Origin of the sequence: Halomonas sp. M20 (assembly GCF_020622265.1) — a bacterium.
In the GTDB taxonomy this organism is placed as follows: Bacteria; Pseudomonadota; Gammaproteobacteria; order Pseudomonadales; family Halomonadaceae; genus Modicisalibacter.
Genome location: NZ_JACNMQ010000002.1, coordinates 97,114 through 109,676, shown reverse-complemented (window position 1 = coordinate 109,676; position 12,563 = coordinate 97,114). Strand labels below are relative to the sequence as shown.

At 58.6% G+C, this 12,563-nt stretch carries 12 protein-coding genes; 5 read left to right on the top strand and 7 right to left on the bottom strand.

Annotated features, from left to right (window positions below; genetic code table 11):
- Window positions 1-2 precede the first annotated feature (2 nt).
- Together accB and aroQ are read right to left on the bottom strand one after the other, a co-directional pair.
- A complete protein-coding gene (accB, locus tag H7850_RS06145; RefSeq protein ID WP_227368647.1) occupies window positions 3-467 on the bottom strand; it encodes an acetyl-CoA carboxylase biotin carboxyl carrier protein in 465 nt (154 codons plus the stop codon).
- 37 nt (window positions 468-504) lie between these two features.
- Window positions 505-954: a type II 3-dehydroquinate dehydratase gene (aroQ, locus tag H7850_RS06140; protein ID WP_227368646.1), complete on the bottom strand. Its 450-nt coding sequence runs from the start codon at window positions 952-954 to the stop codon at window positions 505-507.
- Between the two features lie 291 nt (window positions 955-1,245).
- Between aroQ and H7850_RS06135 the strand changes: the two genes are divergently transcribed.
- The gene (locus H7850_RS06135; protein ID WP_227368645.1) at window positions 1,246-2,427 is read left to right on the top strand and encodes a DUF2333 family protein; all 1,182 of its coding nucleotides are present in this window, start codon (window positions 1,246-1,248) and stop codon (window positions 2,425-2,427) included.
- A 90-nt stretch (window positions 2,428-2,517) separates the two neighbouring features.
- On the opposite strand, the gene ppa is transcribed toward H7850_RS06135, so the two are convergent.
- Entirely contained in the window at window positions 2,518-3,048 is a 531-nt protein-coding gene (gene ppa / locus H7850_RS06130) for an inorganic diphosphatase (RefSeq protein WP_227368644.1), read from the bottom strand.
- Window positions 3,049-3,338: 290 nt separating this feature from the next.
- Here ppa and H7850_RS06125 point away from each other — a divergent pair, with 290 nt between their 5' ends.
- Window positions 3,339-5,081, top strand: a complete 1,743-nt coding sequence (locus H7850_RS06125) for a protein kinase domain-containing protein (RefSeq protein WP_413614143.1) — start codon at window positions 3,339-3,341, stop codon at window positions 5,079-5,081.
- Window positions 5,082-5,142: 61 nt separating this feature from the next.
- Here H7850_RS06125 and H7850_RS06120 read toward each other — a convergent pair whose 3' ends face one another.
- Window positions 5,143-6,399 (bottom strand): 6-phosphofructokinase, encoded by a 1,257-nt coding sequence (locus H7850_RS06120; RefSeq protein WP_227368642.1) that lies wholly within the window; start codon window positions 6,397-6,399, stop codon window positions 5,143-5,145.
- A gap of 195 nt (window positions 6,400-6,594) precedes the next feature.
- Between H7850_RS06120 and mpl the strand changes: the two genes are divergently transcribed.
- Genes mpl through H7850_RS06105 form a run of 3 tightly spaced genes read left to right on the top strand, consistent with a single transcriptional unit; the run spans window position 6,595 to window position 9,236 of the window.
- A complete protein-coding gene (gene mpl / locus H7850_RS06115) occupies window positions 6,595-7,962 on the top strand; it encodes a UDP-N-acetylmuramate:L-alanyl-gamma-D-glutamyl-meso-diaminopimelate ligase (protein WP_227368641.1) in 1,368 nt (455 codons plus the stop codon).
- Window positions 7,963-7,967: 5 nt separating this feature from the next.
- Complete coding sequence (locus tag H7850_RS06110) at window positions 7,968-8,594, top strand: flavin prenyltransferase UbiX (protein ID WP_227368640.1); 627 nt, start codon at window positions 7,968-7,970, stop codon at window positions 8,592-8,594.
- An 18-nt stretch (window positions 8,595-8,612) separates the two neighbouring features.
- Window positions 8,613-9,236: a LysE family translocator gene (locus H7850_RS06105; RefSeq protein ID WP_227368639.1), complete on the top strand. Its 624-nt coding sequence runs from the start codon at window positions 8,613-8,615 to the stop codon at window positions 9,234-9,236.
- Here the strand turns inward: H7850_RS06105 and H7850_RS06100 are convergent.
- The 3 genes from H7850_RS06100 to H7850_RS06090 are packed head-to-tail and all read right to left on the bottom strand — an operon-like array spanning window position 9,233 to window position 12,443.
- On the bottom strand, window positions 9,233-10,639 hold the full coding sequence (locus H7850_RS06100; RefSeq protein ID WP_227368638.1) for a bifunctional DedA family/phosphatase PAP2 family protein: 1,407 nt from the start codon (window positions 10,637-10,639) through the stop codon (window positions 9,233-9,235). The genes H7850_RS06105 and H7850_RS06100 overlap by 4 nt on opposite strands.
- Window positions 10,636-11,568, bottom strand: coding sequence for a diguanylate cyclase domain-containing protein (locus H7850_RS06095; protein WP_227368637.1), 933 nt, complete (start codon window positions 11,566-11,568; stop codon window positions 10,636-10,638). The genes H7850_RS06100 and H7850_RS06095 overlap by 4 nt, the downstream gene beginning before the upstream one ends.
- 17 nt (window positions 11,569-11,585) lie before the next feature.
- Window positions 11,586-12,443, bottom strand: coding sequence for a hypothetical protein (locus tag H7850_RS06090; protein WP_227368636.1), 858 nt, complete (start codon window positions 12,441-12,443; stop codon window positions 11,586-11,588).
- Between the last annotated feature and the right edge of the window lie 120 nt (window positions 12,444-12,563).

The following is a 12,563-nucleotide window of genomic DNA, read 5'->3' as shown; positions in this document are numbered from 1 at the left end:
GGTCAGGAAATGATCAGCATGGGTTGGTCGAATTCTACCGGTTCGCCGTCCTCTACCAGGATGGCTTCGACAACGCCATCCTGATCCGCATCGATCTGATTCATCATCTTCATCGCTTCGACAATACAGATAGGGTCGCCTTTCTTGATGCGCTGACCTACTTCGGCGAAGGGTTTGGCGCCGGGTGCGGAAGCGCGGTAGAACGTGCCCACCATCGGAGAGGTTACAGTGTGGCCCGTTAGATTTACTGATGCCGCCGAAGACTCGGTGGTCTCGATAGAGGTCGTTGCAGCGGGTGCCGGCTGCAGGGCGGGCGAGGGGGCCCAGGTTGGCGCGGGAACCGGTTGGCTATGAGCGTGGCCATGTCGACTGATGCGTACCGATTCTTCACCTTCTTGTATTTCAATTTCGCTGATATCGGATTCTTCGAGCAGTTCGATCAGTCGCTTGACCTTGCGGATATCCATGATGATGTCTCTTGAGAATGAAAAGAAGTGGGGTGGTTCAGGATGGGGAAGAGCCCAAATGCAGCAGAGCGGCACTCAATGCCAGTTCGTAACTGGCGGCCCCGAAGCCGCAGATGACGCCTTCGGCCACATCGGAAAAATAAGAGTGAGTACGAAACGGTTCCCGTGCATGCACGTTGGATAAATGCAGCTCGATGAAGGGCAATGCCACGGCGACCAATGCATCGCGCAGCGCCACGCTGGTATGAGTAAAAGCGGCTGGGTTGATCAGGATGAAGTCGGTGGCATCATTGCGCGCGGCATGAATGCGCTCGATCAACTCGTGTTCGGCATTGGATTGCAGCCAGTCGAGCTGGTGGCCCTGATCAAGGGCGCAATTGGTCAGGCGCAAGCGAATGTCGTCCAGAGTAACGCTGCCGTAGACGTGAGGCTCGCGTATGCCCAGCAGGTTCAGGTTAGGGCCGTTGAGTACCAGAATTCGGGCCATGAGAGTCCTTGAATGACGCTGTTAACCTGTTCTATATCCGTTGAGATGGCGGCAGGATTCTGCAAATTGGCGCACTTGGGCGCCAAATAAGCCAATGATGGCGGAGTGTGACGAAAAAGGTTGCGCTTGTCCAGTCGTGATGCTCTGGGCAAATGAGGTCTCACCGAACAGTGTTTGTCGACCTGTGGTCAGCAATTACCGTTGCAGATCGTCAATGCCCCTGAATGCCCATGATAGGATACTCTTGGCAAGGAATTACTCATCAATCGTCACACAGAGGACGTCGCGAACATGGCAATCTTTCGCAAGCGTAAATACCGTACCGATGTGCTCGAACGCCCAGAGTATGGATGGATATGGAAGCCATTGTTGATACTCCTGGTGCTCTACCTCGTAATCTGTATAGGGCTTGGCATCTGGTGGAGTCAGCGACCGAATGATTTCGATGTCACGCAAGCGGTGTTCGAACAGCGCGAACAGTCGGAGCCCCCCGAGGGGCGTGGAACGGTAATGACGGCGACGCTGAACACAACGATCGAGACATTGCTCGAAAAGCCCGGCGGCTATATACGCAACGACAAGCTGCCCCCCGGGGTATGGCTGGACAACATGCCAAGCTGGGAGTACGGAGTTCTTTCTCAGGCGCGCTTGCTCACAGGGGCCTTGCCAACCTTCGGTGCCGGTGATACATCGTTGTTGAACGCCGCCGCGGACGCACTCGACAGCGATAGTCGCGACTGGCTCTTTCCAGGTGCAGAGAAACATTACCGGCGTGCACTCACTACGCTTCATGGCTACCTGTTGAGCTTCAACAACCCGGGAATGTCCGGTTTTTCCGATAACGGCGATGCCTTGGCGCAGTGGCTGCGCGAGACCGGTCAACGGCTCGATGAGCTGACCCGTCGCTTGTCGGCCAGTGTCGATGATCCCGAAGCTCTGCGTGAACTGGGAGTCGATGAAAGCGAATTGCCCGACGCCACTCCATGGCTTCAAATCGACAACACGTTCTTTGTTGCCCGAGGGGAGACCTGGGCCCTGCTGCACTACTTGCAGGCAGTAGCACAGGATTACGCTGACGTGATTGCCAAGGCCGGCGATGAAGAAACCCTTGGTCGTTTGATTGCAGAACTCAAGTTAGCTCAACGCCGCGTGTGGAGCCCTGTAATACTCAACGGAACCGGTTTCGGGATGTTCGCCAACCACTCGCTGTTATTGGCGAACTATATTCAAAACGCTGCAAAGCTTACGGATACGCTGGCTCAAAGTGTCGAAGGGATAGAGGTCGAGCCGCCCACCAGGATTGAGCCCCGAAGCGAGGAGACAGAGCCGGCTCAAGCTAATGACAGCGCGAGCGAGGCAGCCGATATCACCCGGGCGACTCCGGCCTCCCTCCAGGAGGGTGAACTTGAGAGTCGGCTTAGTGAGCCGGCGGTGCAAGCCGCCATCGAACTAAGGAAAGCTGCTACACGTTAAAAGACAGTATTACGGTAAAACGAACAAGGCCGTCCATCCGGACGGCCTTGTGCTTGTAGCGGCAACAGTCAATAGATCAGGGGTCGAACCTTACTCTTTGCCAAAAGCAGCGACGGATTTCTCGATGGCGGCGTGTGCTGCTTCGACGCCATCCCAGGAATCGATCTTGACCCACTTGCCTTTGTCGAGATCCTTGTAGTTCTCGAAGAAGTGCGCGATTTGAAGACGCAGAAGCTCGGGCAGGTCGGTGACGTCCTTCACATCGTCATAGACCGGCGCCAGCTTGCTGTGAGGCACACAGATCAACTTGGCATCTTCACCGGCCTCATCGCTCATGTTGAGAATGCCCACCGGGCGGGAACGGATCACGCAACCCGCCTGGATTGGGTAAGGGGTGACCACCAAGGCGTCCAGGGGATCGCCATCATCGGCCAGCGTATTGGTGATGAAGCCATAGTTGGCCGGGTAGAACATGGGGGTGGTCATGAAGCGATCGACCAGCAGAGCGTCCATGTCCTTGTCGATCTCGTACTTGATAGGCGCGTGATTGGCCGGAATTTCGATCACGACATAGATGTCATGTGGAAGCTCCTTGCCTGCGGGAATCTTGCTGTAGCTCATGTCGAGTCCTTGCGGTTGGCTGTGTGGGGGAAGCGCTGAATAAATGCCTGCGCACATCAATCACTATGTTGCGCGGTGCTCAGAATCCTCACATATACCCATATGCTTCGATTCCTGCGCTCCGTGCGCCTTGTGCTTGAAGCTGCTCGTCGATTTATTCAGCGCTTCCCAAGCAAAATTCGCTGAATTATACGAACTGACCGGAGGGATTGCCAATCCGAACGGTTCAAGGCTCGCTCGGTCTTATGCGCCATTGGTCTATCCATCCTGAAGCAGTGTGAGCATGTATCATGGCGCCGCAACGCCATTCGAGGAGAAGCACCTTGGCCAAGCACGCCTTGTCCCTGAGCTACGGCCAGGCTTTTGTCGCGCCAGAGAGCCGCCATCATCGTAGTTCGATGTCGGTGAGTCTGCCCGAGGACGACGCCTTGGGTAGCAAGGGCGCCTGCGCTGTAATCGGTGACTCCACCTGGCGCAATGTGATTGCCAAGCAGGCCGGCGATCTCAGTGTGCGCGGCTTTCTGGCGGATTACTACTCGACGCCGGCGCACTGGGGCATCAAGACCTCGGTCACCCGCGTGCTGGATGCCTTGAACAGCTGGAGTCATGGTCAGAGCCGCCATCTTGTCGAAGGTAGCTATGTCAGTTCACTGTCGATCCTGATATTGCACGAAAGTGAAGGCCATCTTTTTCACATGGGCGATACCCTGGTGTTTCGTCTGCGTGGGGCCGAGTTCGAGCAACTCAGCTGCGACCACATCACCGAGCTTGGCGGTTATCGCTACCCGACTCGCGCCCTGGGCCTGAATGTCAATCTGGATATCGATTACCGCAACCTATCGCTAAAGCAGGGCGATATTTTTCTATTCACGACCCGGGCGGTAAGCGGCACCTTGCTGCCCTCGGATTACATGCAGTTGATCCGCATCGATGTCAGCAATCTCGATGCGGCTTGTGAACGCCTCGCTGCGGCGGCCCAGGCCCGGGCTGCCGAGCGAGGTTACGGGGCGGAGCAGTTCTGCTTTCAACTGGTGCGCATCGATCGTCTACCCGAGGAGAGACTCGATCCCTTGCAACGCTACGGGGGGCTGCCGGTACCGCCGGAATACGCCATAGGTGATTGTCTCGATGGTCTCGTGGTGGAGGCAGTGCTGGCTCGTACGGCCCAGAGCCGGGTCTATCGCGTGCGCGATACCCGCAATCAACGCGAGATGGTACTCAAGGCGCCGAGCCCGGAACTTTCCAGTCGCAACGCCTATCTCGAGCACTTCCTGTTACAGCAATGGGTGGTGGAGCGGGTTCATTCGCCTTTCGTGGTCAAGACCGTGGAGCGTTCGCGCCCCCGTCGCTACCTTTACTACCTGATGGCCTTCATAAAGGGCAACACGCTGACCTACTGGATGCAGCACCATCCCCGAGCCAGCCTCGGGCAGCGGCTGGATATCGCCAGGCAACTCGTGAAAGGAGTACAGGCGCTACATCGGCGTGAAGTGCTGCATCAGAGAATTCATCCGGACAATATTCTCATCGACACGCACGGGCAGGTGGTACTGGCGGATTTCAGTGCCTGTCATCGGCGCGAGGGTGATGGACATCGAAGTGCGCGAGAACTGGCACGTCAGGTCGGGCTCAGCGAGCACAGCGCCCCGGAATATGCCCTGGATATCGATGTCGGCCGCCGCAGTGATCAATATGCGCTGGCCTCGACGATCTATTGGCTACTGACCGGAGAGTTGCCCTATGCGCTCGAACCGCGCCAGCTTCGCAGTTATACCGAGCTGGAGCAGATGGTCTATAGCAGTGCCCGGTTGCGTAATCCCGAGGTGTCGTTGGAGCTCGATGGCGCACTGCAACGTGCCCTCGACCCGCAGCGCGCGCTGCGTTTTCGGCGCCTTTCCGAATTCGTCTACTCGCTGCGCGATCCGCGCAAGATGAGGGCCGACTTACCGACGCTGCGTTCGCCAACCAGGCTCTGGCAATGGGTCGCCGGTGGGCTATTGTTGCTGTTGGTGTTGTCCTGGCTTTGGAAGTAAGGCAGAAACGGTGACGCCCCGAAAGCGGGGCGTCGCGAACCTGATCAGCAGATAGCGTTGCTTAAAGCGTGAACTCGGGCAACTTGCGTTCCACCTTCACTAGCTTGAGCTTGGCGAAGCGGGGCAGGCCGTCGTCGAAGGGCGGAAAATCTTCACCTTGTATCAGCGGCAACAGATAGCGCCGGCAGGTGTCGGTGATGCCGAAACCGTCCTCACGGATGAAGTCCCGAGGCATGAATTTTTCCTGATTGGCCACCTCGGCCAGGGGTGCCGGCTCGATTTGCCATTCATAGGGGTCTTCACTGACACGCTTGATCGCGGGCATCATGGCATTTTGACCGGCAATCGCCAGTTCCACCGCCTTCTGACCTACTGCGTAGGCTTGCTCTACATCGGTCTTGGAGGCCAGGTGGCGAGCGGCACGTTGCAGATAGTCCGCCACCGCCCAGTGATACTTGTACCCCAGATCCTGCTTGACCATGCCTGCCAGCGTCGGTGCCACGCCGCCCAGCTGGCGATGACCAAAGGCATCCGTATTGCCCGCATCCGCCAGGAAGGTGCCATCTTCATAGCGGGCACCTTCGGATACCACGATCACGCAATAGCCATAGCGCGTGACGGATTCCTCGACCCGGGCCATGACCGCTTCGCGATCGAAGGCGATTTCGGGGAAGATAATCAAGTGAGGCGGCTCGCCTTCACCGTTGCCGGCCAGGGCGCCCGCAGCGGCGATCCAGCCTGCATGGCGGCCCATCACCTCGAGTATGAACACCTTGGTCGAGGTGGCACACATCGAGGCGATGTCCAGTGCCGCCTCGCGAGTCGAGGTGGCTATATACTTGGCGACGCTGCCGAACCCCGGGGAGTTGTCGGTGATCGGTAGGTCGTTGTCTACGGTCTTGGGCACATGAATGGCGGTCAGCGGATAGCCGAGCTTTTCTGAAAGCTGAGAGACCTTGAGGCAGGTGTCGGCGCTATCGCCGCCGCCGTTATAGAAGAAGTAACCGATGTCGTGGGCCTTGAAGACCTCGATCAGCCGTTCGTACTGGGTGCGATGAGTTTCGATGTCCTTGAGCTTGTAGCGGCAGGAGCCAAACGCCCCGCCTGGGGTGTGACGCAGTGCCGTGATGGCTTCGTCCGTTTCTTGAGAGACATCGATCAAATCCTCGGTGAGGGCGCCGATGATGCCATTGTGCCCGGCATAGAGCTTGCCGATTTGATTCGAGTTGCGGCAAGCCTCGGCCACGCCACAGGCGCTGGCATTGATCACTGCGGTGACACCGCCGGACTGGGCGTAGAATGCATTTTTCTGAGCCATTGGGCTTCCTCTGCTCCTGAGAAATCGACGGCCATCATAGTCGAAAGCGCTCCTGGCTGCACGGTGCCGGCGGGATGAACCTGTTGATGTCTAGCGAGTGATAGGGGGCCATGCTAGGCTCACGCGCTGGTACAACTTTTGTCTGTTTTATCGGCTCGACATTCTCATCGGGCCTCTTGAACGCCTGGGGACAAGATGCACATCCACATTCTGGGTATCTGCGGCACTTTCATGGGTAGCCTGGCGCTATTGGCTCGGGAGCTGGGTCATCATGTCAGCGGCTCGGATGCCAATGTCTACCCACCCATGAGTACACAACTCGAAGAGGCGGGAATTCGACTCTGCGACGGTTACGCCGCCGCGAATCTCACTCCGAGCCCCGATCTCGTCGTGGTCGGCAATGCGGTTTCCCGGGGCAATGCGGAAGTCGAAGCACTGCTCGATGCCAAGCTGCCTTATACCTCCGGGCCGCAATGGCTGGCCGAACATGTGCTGCCTGGGCGTCGTGTCATCGCTGTGGCGGGCACCCATGGTAAGACCACCACCGCCAGTCTGCTGGCCTGGCTACTCGAAAGTGCCGGCCAAAACCCCGGTTTTCTGATCGGCGGCGTGCCGCGTAATTTCGGGGTGTCGGCCCGTCTGGGCGACACAGAAGGGCCTTTCGTGGTGGAAGCCGACGAATACGATACCGCCTTTTTCGACAAGCGCTCGAAGTTCGTGCACTACCGCCCGGACGTTGCGCTACTCAATAATCTCGAATTCGACCACGCGGACATCTTTCCCGATCTGGCGGCAATTGAGCGCCAGTTCCATCATTTGGTACGCACGGTGCCTTCGCAAGGACGACTGCTGGTGGCGGATGGTGAACCAGCGCTGAGCCGGGTGCTCGAGATGGGTTGTTGGAGCCCGGTCGAGTATTTTGGTCGCCAGGAGGAAAGCGCCTGGTGCCTGGCGCTGGAGCGGGACGATGCCAGCCGGTTTCGGGTCATTCATGCCGGTGAGGATGCCGTCGTCGATTGGGCGATGACCGGCGAGCATAATGCGCGCAATGCGTTAGGGGCGCTAGCGGCCGCAGCGGCCTGTGGTATCGATCTGGCTCGGGGCTGTGCGGCGCTGGCGCGCTTTGAAACCCCACGCCGCCGACAGGAAGTGCGCGGCGAGATCGGTGGTATTCAGGTCATTGACGACTTCGCCCATCATCCAACCGCGATTGCCGGCACTCTCGAAGGGTTACGCGCCGCAACTGCCTCGGGGCGTTTGCTGGCAGTGATCGAGCCGCGCTCCAATACCATGCGCCTGGGCACCTTGAAGGGTCGCCTGGCGGAAAGTGTTGCCGCCGCGGACGGGGTCTGGTGGTATCAGCCGCCGGGACTCGATTGGTCTCTGGATGAGGTGCTGGCGGCCAGTCCGGTGCCCGCCACGCGGATGGAGGATATCGATACCCTCGTGGCGACGCTGGTCGAGCAGGCGCGTCGCAATGACCGCATCGTCATCATGTCCAACGGAGGGTTCGGCGGTATTCACGAGAAACTGCTGGCCGCCCTTGAGGCCGTCCATGGGTGACGAGCATGAATGAGGCGGCCGCTCCAGCCTTCAATGCACCAGTCACGGTCGCGTTGACCGGCGCCTCGGGGGCGCAGTACGGCCTGCGGCTGATCGATTGTCTGGTCGCGGCGGGGCACGAGGTCTGGGTGATGATCTCCAAGGCGGCGCATATGGTCATCGCCACCGAGACCCCGGAAAAACTACCGGCGCAGCCGGATAAACTTGCCGAGGCCTTGGGTCGGCGCAGCGGGGCGGCTCCACGCCAGATTCGATGCTTCGCCCGGGAAGACTGGATGGCGCCGGTGGCCTCCGGTTCCGGCGCCAGCGCCGCCATGGTCGTTTGCCCGTGCTCCACCGGCACGCTTTCGGCGGTGGCAACCGGCGCCAGCAACAATCTGATCGAGCGCGCCGCCGATGTCGCCTTGAAGGAGCGTCGGCAGCTGATTCTGGTGCCCCGGGAGGCACCGCTGTCCGCGATCCATCTCGAACACATGCTGACCCTGGCGCGTCTGGGCGTCACCATCTTGCCGGCGGCTCCCGGTTTCTACCACCAGCCTGACAGCGTCGACGATCTGATCGATTTCATCGTCGCTCGCATTCTCAACCAGCTGGGGATCGAGCATCGCCTGATGCCACGCTGGGGGGAGTAGCTGGATGAAAGTCCTCGGATGATCAACCTATCGCTGTTGTCGGTCTTCATTCCTACGTTCTTCATGGTGTCTCTGACGCCGGGCATGTGCATGACGCTGTCCATGGTGTTGGGCATGACGGTAGGAGTGAAGCGCACGCTGTGGATGATGCTCGGCGAGCTGGCCGGGGTCGGGTTGGTAGCGCTTGCCGCCGGTGCCGGCGTGGCTACCTTGATGCTTCGTCAGCCGGCCCTGTTTGCGCTCTTCAAAGGGCTAGGCGGAGCGTACCTGGTCTATCTCGGTGTCATGATGTGGCGTTCTCGCGGGCGCATGGCGATTCCGCTGGAACCCGGGCAGCAAACCGATGTGTCGCGTCTGCATTTGCTGATACAGGGGTTTGTCACCGCCATTGCCAACCCGAAGGGCTGGGCGTTCTTCATCGCGCTACTGCCCCCGTTTCTTGACCCCTCCATGGCGCTGGCACCTCAGTTGGCAGCACTGATTGCAATGATTCTGTCCATTGAACTGCTCTGCTTGCTGCTCTATGCCGGGGGCGGGCGCAGCGCGAGTCGGCTGCTGGCGAAGGGTGGCAACGTGCGTTTGCTCAACCGTATCGCCGGCACGCTGATGATTGGGGTGGGTATCTGGCTCGCCGTTGGCTAAACCGGGGGCAGCCAGAAAATACGCGCTACCAGCAGTGCCACTGTGATGAGGCTGAGCGTTATCCAGGGTGGTTTGCTTAATGGACGTGTGGCGAAGCCATGATAGCTGATGCGCACCAGGGCGCAGGTTACCAATCCGAGCAGGGCGCCGCCTATCAGGTCGCTGAACCAATGCACCCCGATGATCAGGCGTGACAGCGCCATGGGTACGCAGATGATGATGGCGCCCCAATAGGCCAGTGCACGATGCCGTGAGGGCAAGGTTTCGGCCACGAAGGCTGCCGCCAGTCCATAGAGCACCACCGCGGTGGAGGTATGGGCACTGGGATAGGAAAAGGAGCCGGCGAGATAGTCGGGGATATCCGGACGCACGCGCCCGGCCAGGTGCTTGAATAGCGTGTTGGCCAGAGCGATGCCGCCGAGCCCGCCTATCAAATGAAGCAAGGCTGCGTACTGGTGCCGGAAAAGTAGCCAGGCCACCCAAGGCATTATCAGGACAATGACACCCAGGGTGTCGCCAGCTTCGGCCATCCAGACGGCGACTTGGATCATTACCGGGCCGACCAGCCCGTTAATGAGATTTTGCAGACTCAGATCCATGGGTAATGGACCTTGCTGTTCGAGTACCCAGAGTGTCCAGCCACTCAAGACCGGTAGGCTGATGAACAGCAACACCAACGATGCCAGGGGAAATTCCCCGCTGGGGCGCGGTGAACGCAAGGTGTTCCAAAGCCAGCGTTGCCAGCGACTAGCGCGAGCAGAGTAGGCCAGTTGGCGATAGACCCAGCCCTCGCGCGCCAATTGATGGCGCAACAACGAGAATATCAGCGCCAGGGCAAGCACCGAAGAGGCCAGCAAGATCAACCAGCCTTTACTGCCCGGTGGCATGTCCAGCAGTTGCTGCCAGGTCTTTCCAAGCAGGTAGCCCGGCAGTAAGTAAGCGGGCGCCCAGAGTAGTGCCGAGCCGAAGTTGGACCACAAGAAGAGGCTTGTGCGCATATGCATCATACCGGCAATCATCGGGACGATGGGGCGCACCGGACCGACGAAACGCCCGATAAGAACCGAAAGCACGCCATAGCGCTGAAAGAACAGTGTCCCTCGCGTCAACCATTCCGGGTGTTGACGAAAGGGCCACAGTGAGGGAATGCGTTGACGCTGGGCCTGGCCGAGCCAAAAGCTCAGGCCGTCGCCAATCACCGCTCCTAGAAAAGCACACAGCAAGACCAGGGCGATCGAAAGGTCGTGGTGCCCGGCCAACGAGGCGGCGGCGGTGATCAATATCACGCCGGGAACCACCAGGCCGACTAACGCCAGGGATTCGAACAGCGAAATGAGCGCGATGAACAGCAATAACCACTCGGGAGACGGTGCCAGACTCTGAAGCCACTCGGTCGTACTCAAGGCCTTGGCTCCATCAACTTGAGGCCACTGGCCAGCAGGCGTTGCTCAAAGTGCGTACCGTCTTCGCCAGGCTGCAAGTGACACGCCCGAATACGTGACTGGATGGCACCGGTTTCGGCGAACACTTCACGGCCCAGAGCATGTAAAAGGCGTTCACGTACGATCAAGGCGCCGGCTTCTCCTGTATCAGGAAGCAGTAGCCAGAATAGCTGGGTCTGATGACGACCGAGCCGATCGTGATAGCGGCTGCCGCTGTGTACCGTATGACATATCCGCTCCAGCAGACTGTGCAGTAGCGTGCTCCCGAACTGCTCGTCGGCCATTTCCAGTTGCGGCAAATGTATGATCAGAACAGTCAGCGGACGCTGCATCGTTCTGGCGCGCTCGACTTCCGCATGGAGGTGTTCGGTCAGTGCGGTTTGTGACAGTGCGTCGCATTGCTTGTCCAGCGTATCTGCAGCGCTCAGTAGCATTTCGCGCTGCCGGCGTAGCCAATAAGGAAGTGCCGCTACGCTCACCAGTGCCAGATAATGCAATGCGTTGTCGAGAAGCAGTGATTCCTGATTGATCAATATCAGCCAAATCGGTGCCATCATCAGATTGAGCAGTAGCGCCGATCCGAGGGATAGCAGCAGAAGCGTCAGGACTGGCGGCAGCCCAAGCCATAGTCTCGAAGAGTCCCCTAGGCCGGGTAGCTCGATGGCAACCAGCAGATAGCAGCTGATCAAGGTTAGATAGGCGCAGAGTCGGTAATCGTTCCTGTTGATAGAGCGAAGAAAGAGTGCCCCTCCCAATAGTAGCGTAAGCAGTGCCGGCAGCAGGATACGCCCATAGGCGCCCATCAAGTAATTCCATATGGCATAGCTCGTGACAAGCAGCGTACCACTGGCATAGACAAGTAGGGTAAGGCGCGATGACCAGGAATTCATGTTACTTCGGGCAGGCATTAGGCGTTCTCTTCTAAAATCACTATCGAGCGCTGCTGCTGATCGAATGCCTTGAGTTGAGGTTCGAGCAGTAGTGAAGGCACCAGAGTGGCACAGCGCACCTTGAAAGAAGTCGATAGCGAGTTGAGCAGCGCGCTACGTCGCTTGCGACCCGTCTCTATGTCATGGCTGACCATTAATGTCGCCAGGGTTCGGTTGTTGAGCTGAAAACAGGTTTCGTAACTGCGAGTGGCGGCGTTGAGTATGTTCAGCATGACCTGAAGATCGCGGCCCGAGCAGCGCAAGAGGAGTAACTCGCCATAGCTGCCTTCGCGGCTGCACCGGGTCGTTTCAAGCGGTACTTCCTTGGCCAATTGTCGTCCTGAATGCAATGGGCGTTTGGAAGATAGACGCGCGCGTCTCATTAAGCCCCGCTGTAGCGGTAGCTCGGTCAGGCTGTGTGTAAACCCCATCATCATCAATATCATCAATAGGATGAGTGCTAGCAGACCTTGTTCGGTATCGATTCCCGGCGCCACCTGCCACCAGCAGGAGACCGCTAGCGCTCCCTGCAACAACCATAGCCAGGGGGGTTGAGGCAGGATGAGTACCACTGCCCAGAGCCAGAGCCATGGCAAATGTCGCTCCGGCGCCGCCCATAAAAGCAGTGTCAAGGCGATACCAAGCAGCACAGGCGCAAATGTGCCGGGAAACACGACCAGGCGGCGCGCCAGCGCAACGATACAGAGTCCAAGCCCGATGACGCTCAATAATACCTGAGATACGCTATCCTGAGGTGTGGTAGCCAGCAGTAGTAACGCGGCGGCAGCAAACAGTAGGGTAAGGCGATAAAGCCCGTCTTTGAAATTGCTCTTCATGGTGCCTTATCATGCATCTCATTTCGTGATGTTGAATACTGTACGATACATGCGCCACTAGAACGATACGTCTCTTGCTTTTCATTTTAACAATAGCGTTGTAGTGGCTTTTGTCATGCC